The following is a 22,149-nucleotide window of genomic DNA, read 5'->3' as shown; positions in this document are numbered from 1 at the left end:
TTGAGGTTGTCATTTTACTTAGGCCGAAGCCTACAGTAATAAATTAAAGATCGAACTTAACTTCGTCTAATAGTTTAATTGCTGCTGCGTGGTGGTCAGCAATTTGGTCTAGAGAAATTGTATCTGCTTTGAATTCACCCCATGAAGCAACAAGCTCAGAAGGTTTAACATCAGCTTTCACTGGGTATTCATAGTTCACTTCTGCGTACATGCTTTGTGCTGTGTTACCCGATAGGAATTCCATTAGCTTAACGGCATTCTCTTCGTTCGGAGAGTATTTAGCCATTGCCATACCAGAGATATTCACGTGAGTACCCGTTGTCTCTTGGTTAGGGAAGTTAATGTAAACAGCGTCAGCCCAAGCTTTTTGCTCTTTATCGTTAACCATCTTGCCTAGGTAGTAGCTGTTACCAAGAGAAACGTCACATAGACCTTCTTTGATAGCTTTAACTTGTGCACGGTCGTTGCCTTGAGGCTTACGAGCTAGGTTAGCTTTTACGCCTTCTAGCCATTCTTTAGTTTCTGCTTCGCCTTTATGAGCAATCATAGAAGATACTAGAGAAACGTTGTATGGGTGCTTACCGCTACGAGTACAGATTTTGCCTTTGAATTCAGGCTTAGCTAGGTCAGCGTAAGTGAAATCTTCACCTAAGCGGCCAACACGGTCACGAGAAGAGTAAACGCTACGTGTACGTGTTGTTAGAGCGAACCACTCATTGTTTGTATCTTGGTATTGAGCAGGAATATTCTTTTCAAGAACTTCGCTTTCAACAGACTGAACTAAACCTTGTTTAGTTAGCTCAGATAGACGACTGATGTCTACAGTTAACACTACGTCTGCAGGGCTGTATTCGCCTTCTTGAGCTAACTTTTCTGCTAAACCTTTTTTAGCAAACTTAACGTTTACTTTAATGCCAGTCTCTTTTGTGAATTCCTTGAACATTGGTTCAACTAGGAAAGGTTGACGGTAAGAGTATACGTTCACTTCTTCCGCAGCCATTGCAGCAGGGGCAATGACACTACACGCTAGAGCTGAAAGTGTTAGCAGTTTTTTCATGGTAAAATCCTTTATATCGAAATGATAATCTATATCAGTTGCGTTATTATATTCATCAGTAACACAATTACAATGATGTCCGACAAAAAAATTGTTCGCTCTGCGCCATCAGTCTCGCACTTTTGTAACAATTCATTTCAAAGCGACCACTTATGCTTGCGAAGCGTTGCCGGCTAGCTCGGTTTATCTACATCAATCAAAACTACTCGACCATTAATAACAAAACCCCACAACCAATAGCTATGGGGTTTTCTTTGTCCTGCCTAACCCGTTCAGATTAGACAAATACTATTGATTATTTTACTGATACAAACTCTGGGTAAGCGCCAACACCACAATCGTGCATGTCCATACCTTCTAGCTCTTCATCTTCACTAACACGAATACCGATTGTTGCTTTAAGCACTGCCCATACCGCTAGGCTCGCACCGAATACCCATGCAAAGATTACTGCTGCACCGAATAGTTGAGCACCAAATGTTGCATCAGCGTTGCTTAGTGGCACAGCCATTAGACCGAAGAAACCACACACACCGTGTACCGAGATAGCACCTACTGGATCATCAATCTTAGCTTTGTCTAGAGCGATGATGCTAAATACAACCAATGCGCCAGATACCGAACCAATTGCTACTGCGAATAGAGGTGATGGTGATAGAGGGTCTGCAGTGATTGCTACTAGGCCAGCTAATGCGCCGTTAAGAATCATTGTTAGGTCTGCTTTACCCCAAGTTGTTTTACATACTAGTAGTGCTGCGATTGCACCCGCCGCTGCTGCTGCGTTGGTGTTAAGGAAGATTTGACCCACTGCTGTCGCATTCTCGAAGTCTGAAACCATTAGTTGAGAACCGCCGTTGAAACCAAACCAACCGAACCAAAGGATAAATGTACCTAGCGTTGCAAGTGGCATGTTTGAACCAGGAATCGGGTAGATTTCACCGTTTTTACCGTATTTACCTTTACGAGCACCAAGTAGTAGAACGCCTGCTAATGCAGCGGCTGCACCAGCCATGTGCACGATACCTGAACCTGCGAAGTCACTAAAGCCAGCTTCAGATAAGAAACCACCACCCCATGTCCAGTAACCTTCCATTGGGTAAATGAACGCTGTTAGAACAACAGAGAAGATTAGGAATGACCAAAGCTTCATACGCTCAGCAACCGCGCCAGATACCACAGACATTGCTGTTGCAACGAATACTACCTGGAAGAAGAAATCTGACTCTAGAGAGTGGTCTGCACCTTCACCTTGAGTACCAATTAGAGTACCAAATGATGGCAACCAGCCGCCTTCACCGTTGTCGACATACATGATGTTGTAACCAACCACTAAGAACGCTGTACAAGCAATCGCGTACAAACAGATGTTCTTAGTTAAAATTTCAGTGGTGTTCTTTGAACGAACTAGGCCAGCTTCTAACATCGCGAAGCCTGCTGCCATCCACATTACCAACGCACCTGAAATGAGGAAGAAAAAAGTGTCTAGTGCGTAACGTAGTTCCGTTACTGTTGTTGTAAGTTCCATATTAAAGTCTCCAGTCCTTGTAATTCTTTAAAGTGCTTCAGCGTCCATTTCACCTGTACGGATTCGTACGGCTTGGCTTAGGTCATACACAAAAATTTTACCGTCACCGATTTTCCCGGTATGTGCTGCTTGGCTAATCGCTTCAACAACTCGGTCAACGTTTTCAGCTTGAGTTGCGATTTCTAGCTTCACCTTTGGTAGGAAATCTACTTGGTATTCCGCACCACGGTACAATTCTGTGTGTCCTTTCTGACGACCAAAACCCTTCACTTCAGAGACCGTCATACCTTCAATACCCACATCAGAGAGCGCTTCGCGTACATCGTCTAATTTGAATGGCTTAACAATGGCATTTATCAGTTTCATATTCGTTCCTTAAATTCTTACTTAATCCGTTAATTCTCTTATTACAATCCAAGTAGCGTGCCAAAAAGTTAACTTATTGATTTCAAATAAAAACAAGATGATAAGTCCCTAATAACGAAAAAGGCCGCACCATATTGGTGCGGCCTTTTCACTATCTTAATGCGTGATGCTCTTATTGCTCCAGTTTTGGGCAACGGAGCCTTCAAGGCTCTGAATGACTAACAAATAGGTGTTAGAGACTAGTAACCTAAAAAGTCAATCCAGCGTTCGATGAGTAGTTCGAAATCGTCGATTCCACAGCTTGCTTGGCTTTCACAGTTATAGAAGTCAAACTCACTGCCCTCTTCCATCTCTTGCTCATGCGCTAACACGTTTTCTTGAATCGTTACTTCATCTTCATTAATCGCAAGACTAATCTCTTTGCCAAGCAACGTCACTTCATTGCTCAGATCCTGTCGAGATTGCTCAATAAGCGCCATCACATGATCTAATTTCTGCTTATCTTTGCCGATCTCTTCTTGTAACCAGCGGCCAACGATCTCGTGCCCCATACTGCATTTCACATAGTATTCACCCATTAGAGTGTTTCTAGTAAATTCGAATTCCATAGTGCCTCCACGCAGTTACTGCAGACAGGGTTAAAAATGAGGCGAGAGTATATAGCGAAGTGCTTAAGAGGTCGAGTCGCTCATCGCCCGGTATTCAGACATAAAAAAACGCCTTCTACGAATAGAAGGCGTTTAATCAGTTATTTAACCAGTCAGCGATTAAGCCGGCTCTTGGAAGATAACCGTATCAGCTTTCTCCGTGTACTGACCCATTTTATGGAAGTTCAGGTAACGGTATGTATCTGCAGCCGTTGCATTAATCTTCTCTGCGTACTCTAGGTACTCTTCTTTTGTTGGGATACGACCAAGTATCGCACCAACAGCAGAAAGTTCAGCAGAAGCTAGGTAAACGTTAGCACCTGTACCCAAACGGTTCGGGAAGTTACGAGTAGACGTAGACATTACTGTCGACTTATCTGCAACACGTGCTTGGTTACCCATACACAGTGAACAACCCGGAGTTTCGATACGAACCCCAGCACGGCCGAAGATGCCGTAGTAGCCTTCTTCTGTCAGCTGGTCTTTATCCATCTTAGTTGGCGGAGCAACCCATAGGCGAGTGTTTAGAGAGCCATTGAACTCTTCAAGCATCTTACCTGCAGCACGGAAGTGACCGATGTTCGTCATACAAGAACCGATGAACACTTCTTGAATCTCAGTGCCTTGAACGTCAGAAAGAAGACGAGCATCATCTGGATCGTTTGGAGCACATAGGATTGGTTGATCGATGTCAGCAAGGTCGATCTCGATAACATGAGCGTATTCAGCGTCTGAATCAGCAGACAGCAACTCAGGGTTAGCTAGCCACTCTTCCATAGCTGTAATACGACGTTCGATAGTACGAACATCACCGTAACCTTCAGCGATCATCCACTTAAGCATCACGATGTTCGAGTTCAAGTACTCAGAGATAGACTCTTCAGAAAGCTTAACCGTACAACCTGCTGCTGAGCGCTCAGCAGATGCATCAGAAAGTTCGAATGCTTGCTCAACAGATAGGTGCTCAACACCTTCAATTTCTAGTACACGACCAGAGAATTCGTTGATCTTACCTGCTTTCTCTACAGTCAGTAGACCTTGCTTGATGCCGTATAGAGGAATTGCGTGTACTAGGTCACGTAGCGTGATACCTGGCTGCATTTCACCTTTAAAACGAACCAAGATAGATTCAGGCATATCAAGTGGCATAACACCCGTTGCTGCCGCGAATGCGACTAGGCCAGAACCCGCAGGGAACGAAATACCTAATGGGAAACGAGTATGCGAGTCACCACCTGTACCAACAGTATCTGGAAGCAACATGCGGTTTAGCCATGAGTGGATAACACCATCACCCGGACGAAGTGAAACACCCGCACGGTTCATGATGAAATCAGGTAGTGTATGGTGAGTGTTCACATCAACCGGTTTAGGGTATGCAGATGTGTGACAGAAAGACTGCATAACTAAATCAGCAGAGAAACCAAGACACGCAAGGTCTTTAAGCTCATCACGCGTCATAGGACCGGTAGTATCTTGAGAACCCACTGTCGTCATTTTAGGTTCACAGTACTGACCAGCACGCACACCTTCAACACCACATGCTTTACCTACCATCTTCTGAGCAAGCGTGTAGCCTTTATCAGATGCTGATGGGTCGATTGGTTTAGCAAATAGGTCCGTTTCAGCTAGACCTAGAGAATCACGAGCGCGACCCGTTAGACCACGACCAATGATCAGTGGAATACGGCCACCAGCACGCACTTCATCAAGAAGCACTTTGCTAAGCTCAAAGTTTGAAATCACAGAACCGTTCTTGTGAACAACACCTTCGTATGGGTAGATATCAATGATATCGCCCATGTTCATGTCTTGTACATTCAGCTCAATTGGTAGTGCGCCTGAATCTTCCATTGTGTTGTAGAAGATTGGTGCAATTTTACCACCAAGACAAACACCGCCAGTACGCTTGTTTGGTACGAATGGGATATCTTCACCCATGAACCAAAGTACTGAGTTTGTTGCCGATTTACGTGAAGAACCAGTACCAACAACATCACCAACGTAAGCCAGTGGAATGCCATCTTTTTGCATTTCTTCAATTTGATTGATTGGACCAACGCTACCCTGTTCATCAGGAGTAATGCCATCACGTTCCATCTTCAGCATCGCTTTTGCGTGTACTGGGATATCAGGACGTGACCATGCATCAGGCGCTGGCGATAAGTCATCAGTGTTAGTCTCACCAGTAACTTTGAATACTTTAACGGTGATCTTTTCTGCAACTTTGTCTTTAGATGTAAACCATTCAGCATCAGCCCAAGATTGAAGTACTTGTTGCGCTGAAGCATTGCCCGCTTTCGCTTTCTCTTCTACGTCGTAGAACGCATCGAACATCAGTAGAGTATGAGACAGGGCTTTAACCGCGATTGGAGCAAGCTCGGCATCGTCTAGTAGAGAGACTAGAGATTCGATGTTGTAACCGCCTTGCATAGTACCAAGCAGTTCTGCAGCTTTTGCTTTGCTTACTAGTGGAGAAGCTACTTCACCTTTAGTGATAGCCGTAAGAAAGCCTGCTTTTACGTAAGCGGCTTCATCTACACCCGGTGGAATGCGGTTTTCTAGTAGGTCAAGAATGATTTCTTCTTCACCTTGAGGTGGATTCTTCAGAAGTTCAACTAGGCCAGCAACCTGCTCAGCATCTAGTGGTTTTGGAACAACTCCTTCGGCAGCACGTTCTTCGACGTGTTTACGGTAGGCTTCAAGCACGACTTTTTTCCTCTCATTGCGGTTCACTTCTTCCCTTCATAATTGTTAGTAAAATAAAGAAGTGAACATCCTTGGAAACTTGGCTCTCCATTGCCATTTTTGTCATTCAATTTGTATTGATGAGCGGCGTCATAGAGGCCAAACTGTGGGCGGTAGAATAGCAAATTTAACGTTAAATTAAAATCTTATCATTTTGACCAACATAGCAAGTTAAGACGAAAGTCCCACTATTTTTGCCTAATTACGCACTTAAATGGCGACTCTACGCATGATTATTTGTAAGAAGTACCTACAATCAGATACACCGAATCGAAGTTATCTTCAGTTCGCCCATAAGCTAAAATGATCGGCCCGATGGGTGAATCGACACCCGCGAAAACAGAACCCGCGGTGTACATTGGTGCTTCATCAATGCTCAAATCATTGTTCGACCAAACACCACCGTGTTCGATAGACGCCCCCACGTAGAATGGTGACTCAAAGAGGCCGAAGTCATTTTCAAACCACTTATAACGATAGATAAGGCTCGTATAAGCCAAGTTTTGACCGATCAGACTATTTCTTGGAATACCTGACAGATTCAGAAAGCCACCAAGCTCTTTAGGATCAATAGGGAAGATCGAGTTCTTACTCTCTACAATCCCATAATCAAGCTTTGCGACTAAAGTATGCTTCTCAATACTCTTTGCTGCCATCAGATTAGCCGAAAACTCGTAAACAGTATCGCTCTCAGACGTCAACTCGGTGTCGTTAATAGAGGTATCATTCTGAAAATCATCATGGGAAACAAGGTATTCTAAATCAACAAAATAACCTTCGGTTGGCAAACTGAAGTTATCCAAAGTATCCAATCGATAACTTATAAATCCACCGATACGAGTGTAACCACCACTGCCCAATGAAGGTAAAGAAGACACCTCAACATCTCCGTCGGTGTAACGAGCACCAAATTTCAACTCTTGCCACAAGGTTGGTTGGTAGCCTAATGCCAATTCACCGACATACTCGCTGTAGGTCATTGGAAAGTAGTCTCTCGTTACGTCTAGCGTTGGCTCTTCAATTTCGTCAATATCGACCGGGAGGTTTCTATTTTCCTTACTGTAAACAATCGATGCTGAAGTGAACAATTTTTGGCTTGAAAAGAATGGCGAGTAAAGTTCGGCCTCAATTCGTTTATCTGTTCCCATCTCAACATTAGTTCTTAGTTCTGCACCGTGTGAGTTGATATCGGTAAAGTTGGCAGAGACACCGATCGAGTACTGACTGGTTGTCGAGAAATCATCTTCAAGAAAGAATCGAAAGTTGAGGTAGTTTGGGCCCCAAGATTTTTCGTTCACATCAACCTGCAGTTGGTCCTCACCATCAACGTTGTCAAACTCATAAGTCACCAACTCAAATCTATCTAGCGCATAGAGATCTTGCACTTTAGATTCAATTTCACTGGTCTTTAGCACCTTACCTGAATATAGGTTTAAGCGGTTTTCGAGCAGCTTGTCTGAATAGTGGGTGTTGTTGTTGATAACAACTCGATCAACGACGGTCTGGTCACCATGCTTAAGCTGCTTTCGAGCTTGCTGCTTATGCTCGATATACTTCTGGTAGTCAGCATTAGAGAGCGACAGCTTAGAAAGCTCTGAGCTATTCTGAATCGCAGCGTCATAACCCGCTTGGTAGGCACCCGGCATCTTATCGAATTCTGTCGTTTCCATTTGCCCAACATCAGGGCGCAGGAAAACATCATCATCGGTCAGTGTTTCAGCTTGCTCTTGGGTACTGCGTTGAACTAGGTAGTTAGAGAGTTGGTCTGCGGCCGCTAGAAAGTTCGTGAAGTCTTCTTTGCCTTTGTAGTTGGTGCTGATATCCACTGCAATAACGATGTCTGCTCCCATCGCTCGGGCAACGTCGACGGGCATATTATTAGTGACACCACCATCAACGAGCATTCGACCGTCAAGGGAATAAGGGGGAAGCGCGCCGGGTACCGACATACTGGCCATCATGGCATCGACAAGGTGACCATGATCGATGACCACTTCTTCAAGTTCGATAATATCAGTTGCTACTGAACGGTAGGGAATAGCAAGATGGTCAAAAGAGTCGAGTGGAGAGAGGTTACCGGTGGTCTCACGCAGAATACGCAACATATTCTGACCTTGAACCACACCTTTCCTTGCTTTGATTTCGCCCCAACCTAAGCCGAGATCGGTGTTCAGTTGGTAACGATCTTCATACTCTTTGTCACGCACTCGGCGCTCACTACGGTTAACGCGATCACGATAACCACGATTCCAATCAACCGTATAAATAAAGCTCTCAATCTCGCCTGCGCTCATCCCTGTCGCATAAAGACCACCAACATATGACCCCATACTGGTACCGGTAATATAATCCACCGGAATTCGCATCTCTTCAAGCGCTTTAAGCACACCAATATGTGCAGCGCCTTTTGCCCCACCACCAGCAAGAACGACAGCAACGGTTGGCCTTTTATGAGCTTGTTCAGCCTGCTGAGATTGATCAACCTGTGTCGCGGTAGATGCAAACAGCTGAAAACTGATCACAGTACCGACAATGCCTAAGCTGCTCACTAACCAACGAGAAATCATTATCTTAACTATCCTTGTCATTCTTTTCTGTTATGACTTTACCACTGAAAAAGCTTCTTTAGCCACTGTTTTGGTTGACTTTCACAGCTCTTTTTAATGTTTCCATTCTCATCCCAAACTGGCAGTTTGACAGTACCCTCGCAATCAAACTCCAAAGCCCCCTCAGTAGTTCGTGTAAAGCTCGCCGTTGCAATTCCAGTCGGCCAAGGCAGCAATAACTGCTCTGGTGTTCGGTGTTTGAGATAATCAGCATAAACACGTAACGCACCACTCGAACCAGTAAGCTTAGTCGGCTTATTATCATCACGCCCTAGCCAGATAGTCGTAACTTCACGGCCATCAACACCGACGAACCAACTATCTCGACTGTCATTACTGGTACCTGTTTTACCAGCTAACCCTGCCCATGCAAACTGACCTTGTAAGAAACGACCTGTACCTTCCGATACACCCCGCTTCATCGCATAGGTTGTTAACCAAGCCGCTTGCTGGTCAACGCTTTGTGATACACGAGGAATCGACTGATACAAAACCTCGCCATCAGTATCAACCACAGAACGAAGTGCCGACAAAGGCGCGATACGACCAGAGTTAGTGATGGTTTGATACATCTGCGCGACTTGGAACGGTGTTAATGAGAACGAACCCAAAAACATCGACGGCACTGGACGAATCTCATTTTTATCGACACCCAGCTTTCCAATCGTATCCGAGACGCCATCAATACCCAACTGCATCCCCAAACGAACCGTTGGTACGTTGTAAGACTTAGAAAGCGCCACGTACAAAGGCACATCCCCTCGGAACTTACGATCGAAGTTTCTTGGGCTCCACACACTGCCTTTACTGCCTTTCAAACTCAGTGGCGTATCTTTCAATGTTGTCGCCAACGTGTACTTCTGAGGTTGCTCTAGTGCGGTTAAGTAAATTGCAGGCTTAACCAAAGAACCAATAGGACGACTCGCATTCAAGGCACGGTTAAAGCCATCGTAACCAGTACGTTTCCCGCCTACCATAGCTCGGATTTCACCGGTATTTCTATCGACAGCAATAGCCGCAGCTTCCAGTTTGTTACCTGCGGTTTTCGATAAATCAGGCACCTTACGTGCAATCGACTTCTCTAATTTATCTTGGGAAACCGGATCCAGAGAGGTGAAGACTCGAATGCCTTTTTTCGCTTCAAACCGATCACCTACATACTTCTTCAGCTCAATGTTAACTTGTTGAAAGTAAGCGGGCTGACGGCTAGCAATACGTGGGTTGTCTTGAATATCCAAATCACGACTCGCCGCTTCCTCGTATTGTCGCGGCGTTAATATGTCTTGTTGCATCAACAAGCGAAGGACCAGATCTCGTCGAGTTTTTGCACGCTCGGGATAACGAACTGGGTTGTAGTACGACGGTCCTTTCACCATACCAACAAGCAGTGCAAGTTGGTCGATGCGAAGCTCTTGAATAGGTTGACCGAAATACAAGCGAGACGCTAAACCAAAACCATGAATCGCTTGCCCGCCGTTTTGTCCAAGGTAAACCTCGTTTAAGTAAGCCTCTAAGATACGGTCTTTGCTATAACGATGATCCAAGATAAGCGCAATGTAGGCTTCACGAACTTTACGCCACAATGTACGTTCACTGGACAGGAACAGGTTTTTTGCCAACTGCTGGGTCAGCGTACTACCACCTTGCACTGTTCGTCCTGCTTTAACGTTAACAACCATTGCACGAGCGATGGCCAGTGGTGACACACCATCATGTTGATAGAAGTTTCGGTCTTCAGTTGCCAATAAAGCATCAACCATCACTTCTGGGAATTGATTGCGTTTTAAGAACAAGCGTTGCTCATCATTACTTTTTTCAAGCATACCGAGCATTTTCGGTTCAACACGCAGATAACCCATGTCGCCTTTCTTCTCCAGCGACTGAATACGAGTTAACTCATTGCCGTTGAAATGCAGCATCACGTGACGATCCGCTTCAGGCCCATCCACAAACTCGAACGGGCGACGAATCATTTCAATCTTAGTTGAAGAAGATGAATATTCACCAGGGTGACGAGGTGAGCTCACCTTACGATAGTTGAGTACATCGAGCTCATTCTTTACCTGTACCAAACTCACCGGTGCTCCAGGAGACAGATCTAGTACTCGCGCATAAACCACGGTTGGCAAATCAAACAGCTGACCTTCAAAGCGCTGCTTGACCACAGAATCAAGATAAATACCGACAAACAACAACAAGGCCGCGAGCGCTAAGCCAGCTTTCCAAGAAATGCCCCATAGGATTTTCAACCAACCTCTTTTGCCAGATTTCTTAGCCTTGGGTTTAGTCTTTTTCGCAGCCGCTCTTGGTTTTCTTGGCTTGGCTTTGGTCGCTGGTGACTTCTTTGCTGGCGCTTTTTTAGGTGGTGCCTTTTTTGGCGTTAACATTTTGGTCATCATCGATTCAACTGTCGTTTGGTTTTAGTGGTTGCTACATGAGTAGCAGGGTCATCCGGCCAAGGATGTTTTGGGTAACGGCCTTTCATCTCTTTTTGTACTTCTTTGTACGCGCCAGCCCAAAAGCCGGCTAAATCTTGAGTAATTTGCAGTGGTCGCTGTGCTGGAGAAAGTAGCTCAAGCACCACTTTTTTGCGCCCTTGCGCTATCAATGGCGAATCTTGTTCACCAAAGACTTCCTGCATTCGCACTGAGATCACTGGTTCAGATTGATATTGATAACGAATGGCCTTCTTGCTGCCTGTAGGCATCAGATAATGCGTTGGCAGCCATTGATCTATTTCTTGATTCAAAGGCCAACCAAGATAAGCAGACAATGCCTGTTCAATCGAAACGTTCGCGAGCCCTTTTGCCGACTTAATACCATTCAAATACGGCGATAGCCACTCATCAAGGTGTTCAAGCAAACTCGCGTCATCCATCGCTGGCCAATCATGCTCTGGCATCCAAAGCTGTGCGCAGCGTACACGCTCAACCAACTGCTTAGCTGAAGCGGTCCAATTTAAACGATCCAATCCGCATCGCGAGACATAATTGAGCAATGCTTGACTCGCCTGATTCGCATCGGGGTCAGGTAAAGCTTTGGTGCTGATAATCAGCTTACCCAGAGATACTCGTTGCTCAGCGACTAAGCGACCACGTTTTTCATCCCAATCGGCGTAATCAGAACGCACAAATAGTTTTGGGAACTCAGCTTCTATCTGAGCTATATCAACCGCAGTGGCTAAGAAAATCTGGCTAGCTCGCCCTGTGCTGCGCATCAAATCAATCACTACGATATAGTCATTGTTTGCCAAGGGATCATCGTCACGAACCTCTGCGCCGTGGCCATTTGCCAAAAGGAAAGCGCTGCTGGTCGCGCTTCTCACTTGGGCAATTCGATCTGGGAAGGCAAAACAAAGCACTAATGGTAACAATGATTCATCAGCTTGTGACAAATCCAAGTGATGATTGAGTTTGCTCGCGAGACTTTTCGCTCGTTGCATCACCACGCTATTTTTCGAATGTTTTCTTTGCTTAAGTCGATGCAAAGAGTGCTGAATATCCGTCACATTGCGTTCCGGCTCTTCAAGCAAAGCAGCAGCAACAATCGCGACATTCAATAAATCAGGGCTGCCTTGCTGTGCTTTAACCAACATGCTGGCAATACGAGGCTCTAAACCTAAACGTTGGGCCTGTTTTCCAAATACCGTAAATTGACCATTACCGTCTAACAATTCAAGAGTCTGTAAGAGTTGCTTGGCTTGTTCAATAGAGGCCTTCGGTGGTACATCTAACCATTGCAGATCCTCAGCACTCGCAGCGCCCCATTGTGTCAATTCAGACACTAACGAAGACAAATCAGAGTGAAGAATTTCAGGCTCCGGTACAGCCGGTTGCTGCATAAGTTGCGTTTCGCTGTACAAACGAACGCACAAGCCTTCCTCAATTCGTCCTGCACGGCCCGCGCGTTGCTCAGCTGAAGACTGCGATATTTTTACTTGCTCAAGCTTGGTTATGCCCGTCTTGAGATCGAACTTCGCCACACGCTCAAGCCCGGAATCGACCACCAACCGAATGCCTTCAATCGTCAAAGAGGTCTCAGCAATATTAGTAGCCAACACCACCTTGCGACGCCCTTTCTCTGATGGCGCGATCGCTTTCTGCTGTTGAGAAAAGCTTAGTTGTCCATAAAGAGGACAAACATCGATATCGCTGGTGAGTTGTTCCAGTTGAGATTCGACTTGCTTAATCGCAGAAGCGCCCGGTAAGAAGGCTAAAAGTGAGCCTGACTCTTTCTCCATCAGAGAGCGAATCACATTGGCTATTTTAGGGGCTAGATATTCATTGGCACTCAAAGGCTGGTAACGGAAATCGACTGGGAAAGTTCGACCTTGCGATTCAACGTATTTGGCATTCGGCAATAGAGATTGCAGCGCTTGTTGATCTAAGGTTGCCGACATCACAACCACTTTTAGATCGTCACGCAACGCTTCTTGGATCTCCAAGCTAAACGCCAATGCGGTATCTGCGTGAATACTGCGTTCATGGAACTCATCAAAGATCACCATATCAACCCCAGTCAATTCGGGATCAGTTTGGATCATTCTTGTCATGATCCCTTCGGTGACGATTTCCAAGCGAGTTGCGCTGCTGGTTTTAGATTCACCACGAACTCTAAAACCTATGCTCTCTCCCACCTTTTCTCCCAACTGGCTCGCTAAGTAAGTGGCAATATTCCTTGCCGCTAAACGCCTCGGTTCAAGCATGATAATTTTGCCTTGAACGGCGTTGATCTTAACTAACTGTAAAGGGAAGAATGTTGACTTACCCGCACCGGGAGCAGCCTTTAGAATAAGTTGAGTGTGTGTTTCTATGCCAGTGAGCAGATCTGGCATCACAGCTTCTATGGGCAGTTGTGGCAATGGGAGAACCTTGTGGTGTAATGTTGGCAACATTGTACATAAAAACCTACCCGTCTAAATAAGTAATATGCACTTCAATCCGCCATTAGAGCCAGCGACTCTTATCAAACGCTACAAACGTTTTCTCACAGACATCAAACTTCCAGACGGCAGTGAGCGTACTATTCACTGTGCCAACACTGGAGCGATGACAGGATGTGCGACTCCGGGTAATACGGTGTGGTACTCAACCTCAGATAATGCAAAAAGAAAGTACCCAAATAGCTGGGAGATCTCAGAAACGGACAAAGGTCACCGGATTTGTGTAAATACTGCGCGGGCAAACCAGCTAGCGGTGGAAGCAATTGAAAATGGGACTATAGTTGAACTCTTAGGTTACAACGCGTTACGAACCGAAGTGAAATATGGTAGTGAAAATAGTCGCATTGACATTCTACTTGAAGACAACGAAAAACCGCCTTGCTATATCGAAGTAAAAAGCGTCACTTTGCTCGACGAGCAAGAAACGTTATCTAAAGGACAAGGTTTTTTCCCTGATGCGGTCACAACCAGAGGTCAAAAACATCTGCGTGAACTCACAGAAATGGTCGAATCTGGAAATAGAGCCGTACTTTTATTCACTGTTTTGCATTCAGGTATTGAAAAAGTATCCGCGGCACACCATATAGACGCCAAATATTCGTTATTACTAAAACAAGCACAAGACGCTGGAGTTGAAGTGCTTTGCTATAAAGCAGAGCTCAGCAGTACTCAAATACAACTAAAACAAGCTGTTGAATTTATCAATGGCTAAGCAAAGATGCTGAACTAATCACATTGATTGCAAGTTTGAATAAGAGTATTTGCCACCATTCGTTCTTTCTGCTATAGATACCCGCCTTAAAATTAGCTGCTTAGCAGTTGACTAGGTGTAAATAGGAGATGCTGTATGCCAGAATCTAAGAAAAAAGCGCTAGGCATCCTAGCCATCGCAGGTGTTGAACCGTACCAAGAAAAGCCAGGTGAAGAGTACATGTCACCTGAGCAAACGGAACATTTTACAAAAATTTTAGCAGCTTGGCGCAACCAGCTCAGGGAAGAAGTTGATCGTACTGTGCACCACATGCAGGACGAAGCAGCGAATTTCCCAGACCCAGTTGACCGTGCTTCTCAAGAAGAAGAATTCAGCCTAGAGTTACGTAACCGTGACCGTGAGCGTCGTCTTATCAAGAAAATTGAGAAGACACTAGACAAGATCGAAGAAGACGATTTCGGCTTCTGTGATTCTTGCGGTATCGAGATTGGCATTCGTCGCCTTGAAGCTCGTCCAACTGCTGATCTTTGTATTGATTGTAAAACACTTGCAGAGATCAAAGAGAAACAGATGCAAGGTTAATTCTTGCAGATGTAAAGAAAGGGAGCCTTGGCTCCCTTTTTTGTTTGTTATCCAAGCAAAGTATTTCACACGCTTGATAGTAAATAACAGCTTTAAGCCTTAGCTCTAAACATTAAAGCTCTCGTTTTAAACGTCTTAAGAATCGGCTACTGCGGTACCATTTAGATTAGGTTGTTCACTCATGAATTATATCGGGCGCTTTGCACCATCACCGTCAGGTCCTCTTCATTTTGGCTCACTTGTTGCTGCTCTTGGTAGCTACTTTCAAGCGAAATCTAACCAAGGAAAATGGTTAGTTCGTATGGAAGACCTCGATCCACCAAGAGAAATGGCCGGCGCTGCAGACCTCATTCTTAAGACGCTTGAGGCTTACCACCTATTTTGGGATGGTGAAGTCGTTTATCAAAGCCAGCGTCATGGTTTGTATCAAGCTCAAATCGATCAATGGGTCGCTGATAATCAAGCCTACTATTGCCAATGCACCCGCAAGCAGATAAAGGCTTTGGGCGGCTTCTACAATGGTCACTGTCGAAATGCAGGCTTAATTGATTCAGGTGAGCAAGCGGTACGCTTATGCATGGACTTCCCAGTAGAGTCCTTCGATGATGTTCGCCACGACACGATTCAAATTCCCAAAGCATTGGCTGAAGAAGATTTTATTATTAAACGCAGAGATGGATTGTTTGCTTATAACTTGGCCGTTGTCCTCGATGACATCGATCAAGGAGTAACAGAAGTCGTAAGAGGCGCAGACCTGATTGAACCAACAGGTCGACAAATCAGTTTGTATAAAACACTCAAGCAAAAAACCGTCAGTTACTTGCACTTGCCGTTGGCAACCGATGGCTTGGGGAATAAACTGTCAAAACAAAACCACGCCACCGCGATAGATCTCGACAACCCAAAACCAACGTTACTCAACGCTATGCGATTCTTAGGTTTTGAAATCCCAACGGCCCTTTGTGAGGCATCAATGGATGAGATTTTATTGTGGGGTTGCCAACAATGGAACGTCAGTCAGTTACCTGATAGTTTACAAAAAGAGCACTGTAATTAGCTCGATACTCACGGCAAATAGCACAAACGACACATAAAAATGCCATAACCAACTACTGTGGTTAAGCAGACGATGTTCTCAAATGGCTCGCGCTAAGCTATTATTAGCCGCAATTAAACTCTGCACTACCACTTTGGACTAAGAGAAAAACAAAGTTGGCGATACCTACTTTGTTCTAAACTAATGAATACAAACGACAATACCCCAAGCGAACAACGCGGATTCCACGAACTAGCTCTGAATATTTATACTCGTCAAGAGCACAATATTTCACGCAAGCAGATCAGCGACAACGCACTAAAAGTGCTATATCGCCTGAATGGTGCGGGTTTTGACGCATTTCTAGTCGGTGGTGGTGTGCGCGATATCTTATTAGGCTCTCAGCCAAAAGATTTTGATATTGCGACCAACGCAACGCCAGAGCAAATCAAACACCTCTTCAGAAACTGTCGCCTTATCGGTCGCCGTTTCCGCTTGGCACATATCATGTTTGGTCGTGACATTATTGAAGTGGCAACTTTCCGTGGTCATCACCAAGAACCATCGAAAAACGTTTCTGCACAATCGAAAGAAGGCATGCTACTGCGCGACAACGTATATGGCAGCGTTGATGAAGATGCAGAGCGTCGTGATTTCACAATCAACGCGATGTACTACAACATTGCAGACTACAGCATCCACGATTACGCCGGTGGTGTAGAAGATTTAGAAGATAAACTGATCCGTCTAATTGGCGATCCAGAAACGCGTTACCGCGAAGACCCAGTACGTATGCTACGTGCGATGCGCTTCGCTGCGAAACTGGATTTCGATATTGAAGAAGACACGGCTGACCCGATTGAAGAGCTAGCACACCTTCTACGAGATATCCCTGCAGCGCGCCTTTACGAAGAATCTCTGAAATTACTGCAATCAGGTCACGGTTTAGAAACCTACCACCTGATGCGCGAATACAACCTGTTCCAACAGATGTTCCCAGCAGTAGCGGAATACTTCACAGAAGATTACGACTCTCATACCGAACAGATGCTTGATTTGGTTCTCGATTCAACCGACCTTCGAATTGAAGATGGTAAACGAGTAAACCCAGCATTCATGTTTGCCGCAATGCTTTGGTACCCAATGAACAAGCTGGCAGACAAACTTGTGGCTGAGCAAGGTATGGCGCACTACGATGCGATCATGGAAGCGAGTAACATCATTCTTGATCAGCAAGTAAAATCTATTGCTATTCCTCGTCGTCACACTGCAACCATTCGCGAAGTTTGGCAACTGCAACTTCGACTGCCTCGCCGTAACGGTAAACGCGCCGTTCGCCTAATGGAGCTCAACAAGTTCCGGGCAGGCTACGATTTCCTAGAAATGCGTGGGGAGATTGAAGGCGGCGAAACCAAAGAGTTAGCAAAATGGTGGGAGCGTTATCAGACTGCGGGACGCAATATGCGTCAAGCAATGGCTAACGACGTTGCAGCACCATCAAAGTCAGGCCATCGTCGCCGTAAGACTTACCGAAACAAAAAGAGTAAGCAATCCGAATGATAACTGCTTACATTGCGGTCGGCAGCAACCTTGCCGACCCAGTTAGCCAAGCAAATTTGGCTATCGAAACGCTAAAAAGCCTACCGCGATCAACGTTTATTGCGACCTCTCAGCTATATAGTAGCACTCCAATGGGGCCGCAAAATCAGCCAGACTACATCAACGCGGTAGTCGCTATCCAAACCGAATTAACGCCAATTGAACTACTTGATTGCACTCAAAAGATCGAGCTAGAGCAAGGGCGCGTCCGTAAAGACGAACGTTGGGGTCCAAGAACCTTGGATCTCGACATTGTGTTATACGGCAATGAGGTGATCGATTCAGAGCGCTTAATCGTTCCTCATTATGGAATGAAAGAACGAGAGTTTGTACTCTATCCGCTTGCTGAAATCGCACCAAGTTTACAACTCCCTGATGGGACTGAGCTGACAGAACTACTGAAAACAGTAGATAAAAACGGGCTCAATGTTTGGCAACAATAGCCAAGCGCATTAAGGAAAACCAATGAAAAAAGTAACCATTAACGACCTGATCAAATGCAAACGTGAAGGCCGTAAATTCGCGACGTCGACAGCTTATGATGCGAGCTTTGCTCAGTTATTCGAAAGCCAAGAAATGCCAGTTCTGCTTGTCGGTGATTCACTGGGTATGGTTCTACAAGGCCATAACGACACATTACCAGTAACCGTTGAAGACATTGCTTACCATACGCGCTCAGTGCGCGCTGGTAGCCCAAATTGCCTTCTTATGGCCGACATGCCTTTCATGAGCTACGCAACACCAGAACAAGCTTGTGAGAGCGCTGCTACTTTGATGCGTGCTGGTGCGAACATGGTAAAAATCGAAGGCGGAAGCTGGTTGGTTGATACTGTGAAGATGCTAACAGAACGTGCAGTGCCAGTATGTGCACACTTAGGCTTGACGCCTCAATCTGTGAACATCTTTGGTGGTTATAAGATTCAAGGTCGCGACGACGATCAAGCGGATAAAATGGTTGCTGATGCACTTGCGCTACAAAACGCAGGTGCTCAAATCGTTCTACTTGAATGTGTTCCGGCTTCATTAGCAAAACGAATTACAGATGCTTGTCACGTGCCCGTTATTGGTATTGGTGCAGGTAATGTTACCGATGGTCAGATCTTGGTTATGCATGACATGTTCGGTATTTCTGCGAACTACATGCCGAAATTCTCTAAGAATTTCTTAGCAGAAACAGGTGATATGCGTAAAGCAGTAGCTCTATACAAAGAAGAAGTAGAGAGCGCGCGCTTCCCTGATGAAGCTCATACAATCGCTTAGGAGTAAGTATGCAAACTTTTGCTGAAATAGCGGCTCTTCGTGAGCAGATTAAACAGTTTAAGCGTGATGGACGTACGGTTGCTTTTGTACCGACAATGGGAAACCTGCATGAAGGTCACCTGACTCTTGTAAAGAAAGCTCGTGAACTGGCAGACATTGTTGTGGTAAGCATTTTTGTAAACCCAATGCAGTTTGACCGTGCCGACGACCTAAACAACTACCCTCGCACGTTAGAAGCAGATTTAAGCAAACTGACAGGCGAAGGCGTTGAGCTAGTATTTACACCCACGCCAGAGATTATGTACCCAGAGGGATTAGACAAACAGACGTTTGTTGAGGTTCCAGGCATATCTCACATGCTTGAAGGTGCGTCTCGTCCAGGTCACTTCCGTGGCGTAGCGACAATTGTCACCAAGCTGTTTAACATTGTTCAGCCAGATTTTGCATGCTTCGGCAAAAAAGACTTCCAGCAGCTTGCTGTTATTCGCCAGATGACTACTGACTTAGCGTTAGACATTAAAGTTGTGGGCGTTGCGACCGTTCGTGAAATGGATGGCTTGGCAATGAGCTCTCGCAATAGCAACCTAACGATTGACGAGCGCCAACGAGCGCCAGTTCTAGCGCGTACTATGCGCTGGATCAGCAGTGCTATTCGCGGTGGTCGCGATGATTACGCATCAGTGATTGAAGATGCTACCGACCAGCTACGCGCTGCCGATCTTCAACCAGATGAGATATTCATTTGTGATGCGAAAACGCTACAAGCGATCACTCCAGAATCAACTCAAGCTGTGATTCTTATGTCGGCTTTCCTAGGTAAGACTCGTCTTATCGATAACCAAGTTTTAGATTTGGTAACGGAAACCAAAGAAGAAGTGAAAGAAGAAACCGCTGAGTAATCGCTTTTTGCTCTTTACGTAGACCAGCTCCTAACGCGAAGCAAAAGCACAAATGAAAGAGACAAAAAAGGTCGATGTAATATCGACCTTTTTCTTTGCCTGCGATTCAGGATTATTGAGCGATCCCGGGTAATTAAGAATTAGCTACGTAAACCAATACCCTTTGTCACTAGGTAGTGAGCAATGCCATACAAAAGCACGATAAACACGCCCAGTACACCAAACGACGTCACGATACCCACATCAGACACACCCAAGAAGCCATACCTGAACGCGTTGACCATGTACACGATAGGGTTCAGCTTCGATACACCTTGCCAGAACTCAGGCAGTAAGCTGATTGAGTAGAACACACCGCCAAGATAAGTCAGAGGCGTCAGGATGAAGGTCGGAATGATCGAGATATCATCAAACGTGCGTGCGAACACAGCGTTAATCAAGCCACCCAGAGCGAACACAACTGAAGTTAAAAATACCGTCGCAATGATCACGCCCCAATGGTCAACTTGTAGGTCGACAAAGAACAACGACACGAACGTTACTATGGTGCCCACTAACAAGCCACGAACCACACCGCCCATTACGAAGCCGGCGATAATCACGTAGTTAGGAACAGGTGCTACAAGCAGCTCTTCAATGTTCTTCTGGAATTTGGCACTAAAGAACGACGAAGCAACGTTGGAGTACGAGTTGGTGATCACCGACATCATGATCAGGCCGGGCACAATATATTCCATGTAACTAAAGCCGTTCATTTCACCAATACGCGCACCAATCAGGTTACCGAAGATGATGAAGTAAAGCGTCATGGTAATCGCTGGCGGCACCAAAGTTTGCACCCAGATGCGCGTGAAGCGATTAATCTCTTTGGTCAACAAACTGCAGAAAGCTGTCCAATATAGGCTGTACATATTATTTACTCCCTTCACGGACGATACTTACAAATAGCTCTTCTAGACGGTTTGCTTTGTTACGCATAGAGAGGACTTTAACCTGTTGCTCGCTCAATTGAGCAAAGATGGTATTCAAACCTAGGTTCTTGTCGATTTCGATTTCTAGCGAGCCATTGACCATCACTTGGCTATTAACGCCTTCAAGCTTAGGTTCAGTCGCCCCCTCTTCCAGATCCAAAATAAAGGTCTCCGCACTCAACTTGCCCAACAAGGCTTTCATTGTTGTGTTCTCAATTAGCTCACCGCGATTAATGATGCCAATGTTACGACACAACATTTCTGCTTCTTCTAGGTAGTGCGTGGTCAAGATAATGGTAATGCCCTGCTTTTCGTTGATCTCTTTTAGGAATTCCCACATTGAACGACGCAGTTCAATATCAACGCCTGCTGTTGGTTCATCAAGGATCAACAAATGAGGTTCATGCATCAATGCACGCGCGATCATCAAACGACGCTTCATACCACCAGACAAGTTTCGCGCACGTTCGCCACGCTTTTCCCACAAATCGAGTTGAGATAGGTACTTTTTCGCTCGCTCTTTCGCTAATGCTTTTGGCACACCGTAATAACCCGCTTGTTGCAACACGATCTGCTCAACGGTTTCGAACGGGTTAAAGTTAAACTCTTGAGGCACTAAACCTAAGTTCTGCTTAGCCAACTCCAAGTCGGTATCAATGTCGTAGCCGAAGACTTTAACCTTGCCTGACGTTTTATTTACCAGTGAAGATATAACACCAATGGTGGTTGATTTACCCGCACCATTTGGACCAAGCAGTGCGTAAAAGTCGCCTTTTTCTACTTGTAAACTAACGCCCTTAAGAGCCTCGAAGCCCCCAGCATAAGTTTTTCTTAATTGCTCAATTTCTAATGCATACATAGAGATAGACTGCCATTTGCTATAGATAAGATGTTGACGACCGAGTATGAGGAAGAAAGTTATGCTTAAAACGAGCTAGCAGAAAACTAACTCAAACTTATTTACTCGGCCATTTTGCAAACAAGTTTATCGTTGATTAACGATGAATACAAATATCGTGTGAGAGTTTCTTTCGAAAACAAATAAGCATCTCAGCTACCTGAAGACCAAATCAGCGTTCAATAGATACAAAAATGCCGCTAAGTTATTCACTTAACGGCATTAATGATCAGTATTGAAGTGAGCGTCTATGGCTTATTCATATTAGATTATTTATATCAGCTCATTCATGTCAGATCAT

At 45.2% G+C, this 22,149-nt stretch carries 17 protein-coding genes; 7 read left to right on the top strand and 10 right to left on the bottom strand.

What is annotated here, in order from left to right:
* Positions 1–43: 43 nt before the first annotated feature.
* The 8 genes from BCT34_RS08465 to hrpB all read right to left on the bottom strand — a co-directional run bounded on the left by BCT34_RS08465 (position 44) and on the right by hrpB (position 13,843).
* Complete coding sequence (locus tag BCT34_RS08465) at positions 44–1,057, bottom strand: Fe(3+) ABC transporter substrate-binding protein (RefSeq protein WP_076655085.1); 1,014 nt, start codon at positions 1,055–1,057, stop codon at positions 44–46.
* Between the two features lie 295 nt (positions 1,058–1,352).
* A complete protein-coding gene (locus BCT34_RS08460) occupies positions 1,353–2,582 on the bottom strand; it encodes an ammonium transporter (protein ID WP_076655082.1) in 1,230 nt (409 codons plus the stop codon).
* Positions 2,583–2,609: 27 nt separating this feature from the next.
* Positions 2,610–2,948: a P-II family nitrogen regulator gene (gene glnK / locus BCT34_RS08455; protein ID WP_004738200.1), complete on the bottom strand. Its 339-nt coding sequence runs from the start codon at positions 2,946–2,948 to the stop codon at positions 2,610–2,612.
* A gap of 239 nt (positions 2,949–3,187) precedes the next feature.
* Positions 3,188–3,556 carry a YacL family protein gene (locus BCT34_RS08450; RefSeq protein WP_076655080.1) on the bottom strand — a complete coding sequence of 123 codons (369 nt, stop codon included), beginning with the start codon at positions 3,554–3,556 and terminating at the stop codon, positions 3,188–3,190.
* 159 nt (positions 3,557–3,715) lie between these two features.
* Entirely contained in the window at positions 3,716–6,304 is a 2,589-nt protein-coding gene (gene acnB, locus BCT34_RS08445) for a bifunctional aconitate hydratase 2/2-methylisocitrate dehydratase (protein WP_076655077.1), read from the bottom strand.
* 272 nt (positions 6,305–6,576) lie between these two features.
* A complete protein-coding gene (locus tag BCT34_RS08440; protein WP_076655074.1) occupies positions 6,577–8,910 on the bottom strand; it encodes a patatin-like phospholipase family protein in 2,334 nt (777 codons plus the stop codon).
* Between the two features lie 38 nt (positions 8,911–8,948).
* Positions 8,949–11,348 carry a penicillin-binding protein 1B gene (mrcB, locus tag BCT34_RS08435; RefSeq protein WP_076655071.1) on the bottom strand — a complete coding sequence of 800 codons (2,400 nt, stop codon included), beginning with the start codon at positions 11,346–11,348 and terminating at the stop codon, positions 8,949–8,951.
* Positions 11,345–13,843 (bottom strand): ATP-dependent helicase HrpB, encoded by a 2,499-nt coding sequence (hrpB, locus tag BCT34_RS08430; protein WP_076655069.1) that lies wholly within the window; start codon positions 13,841–13,843, stop codon positions 11,345–11,347. The genes mrcB and hrpB overlap by 4 nt, the downstream gene beginning before the upstream one ends.
* A gap of 34 nt (positions 13,844–13,877) precedes the next feature.
* Here hrpB and sfsA point away from each other — a divergent pair, with 34 nt between their 5' ends.
* From sfsA to panC, 7 genes are all read left to right on the top strand, one after another.
* Positions 13,878–14,603 carry a DNA/RNA nuclease SfsA gene (gene sfsA, locus BCT34_RS08425; RefSeq protein WP_076655067.1) on the top strand — a complete coding sequence of 242 codons (726 nt, stop codon included), beginning with the start codon at positions 13,878–13,880 and terminating at the stop codon, positions 14,601–14,603.
* A 135-nt stretch (positions 14,604–14,738) separates the two neighbouring features.
* Complete coding sequence (dksA, locus tag BCT34_RS08420; protein WP_004738189.1) at positions 14,739–15,185, top strand: RNA polymerase-binding protein DksA; 447 nt, start codon at positions 14,739–14,741, stop codon at positions 15,183–15,185.
* Positions 15,186–15,366: 181 nt separating this feature from the next.
* Positions 15,367–16,242, top strand: a complete 876-nt coding sequence (gene gluQRS / locus BCT34_RS08415) for a tRNA glutamyl-Q(34) synthetase GluQRS (protein ID WP_076655065.1) — start codon at positions 15,367–15,369, stop codon at positions 16,240–16,242.
* A gap of 183 nt (positions 16,243–16,425) precedes the next feature.
* The gene (gene pcnB, locus BCT34_RS08410) at positions 16,426–17,781 is read left to right on the top strand and encodes a polynucleotide adenylyltransferase PcnB (RefSeq protein WP_057622288.1); all 1,356 of its coding nucleotides are present in this window, start codon (positions 16,426–16,428) and stop codon (positions 17,779–17,781) included.
* Positions 17,778–18,263, top strand: a complete 486-nt coding sequence (folK, locus tag BCT34_RS08405; RefSeq protein WP_076655062.1) for a 2-amino-4-hydroxy-6-hydroxymethyldihydropteridine diphosphokinase — start codon at positions 17,778–17,780, stop codon at positions 18,261–18,263. Before pcnB ends, folK begins: the two co-directional genes overlap by 4 nt.
* Before the next feature lie 22 nt (positions 18,264–18,285).
* Complete coding sequence (gene panB, locus BCT34_RS08400; protein ID WP_076655059.1) at positions 18,286–19,080, top strand: 3-methyl-2-oxobutanoate hydroxymethyltransferase; 795 nt, start codon at positions 18,286–18,288, stop codon at positions 19,078–19,080.
* A gap of 8 nt (positions 19,081–19,088) precedes the next feature.
* The gene (gene panC, locus BCT34_RS08395; protein ID WP_076655056.1) at positions 19,089–19,979 is read left to right on the top strand and encodes a pantoate--beta-alanine ligase; all 891 of its coding nucleotides are present in this window, start codon (positions 19,089–19,091) and stop codon (positions 19,977–19,979) included.
* A 140-nt stretch (positions 19,980–20,119) separates the two neighbouring features.
* Here the strand turns inward: panC and BCT34_RS08390 are convergent, their stop codons facing one another.
* Together BCT34_RS08390 and BCT34_RS08385 are read right to left on the bottom strand one after the other, a co-directional pair.
* Complete coding sequence (locus tag BCT34_RS08390; RefSeq protein WP_010435987.1) at positions 20,120–20,890, bottom strand: ABC transporter permease; 771 nt, start codon at positions 20,888–20,890, stop codon at positions 20,120–20,122.
* 1 nt (position 20,891) lies between these two features.
* The gene (locus BCT34_RS08385; protein WP_076655054.1) at positions 20,892–21,809 is read right to left on the bottom strand and encodes an ABC transporter ATP-binding protein; all 918 of its coding nucleotides are present in this window, start codon (positions 21,807–21,809) and stop codon (positions 20,892–20,894) included.
* Positions 21,810–22,149 lie beyond the last annotated feature (340 nt).

It is taken from the genome of Vibrio sp. 10N.261.45.E2, assembly GCF_002875705.1.
Lineage (GTDB): Bacteria > Pseudomonadota > Gammaproteobacteria > Enterobacterales > Vibrionaceae > Vibrio.
The sequence above is the reverse complement of the archived record's forward strand: the minus strand, read 5'-3'. Positions and strand labels throughout refer to the sequence as shown.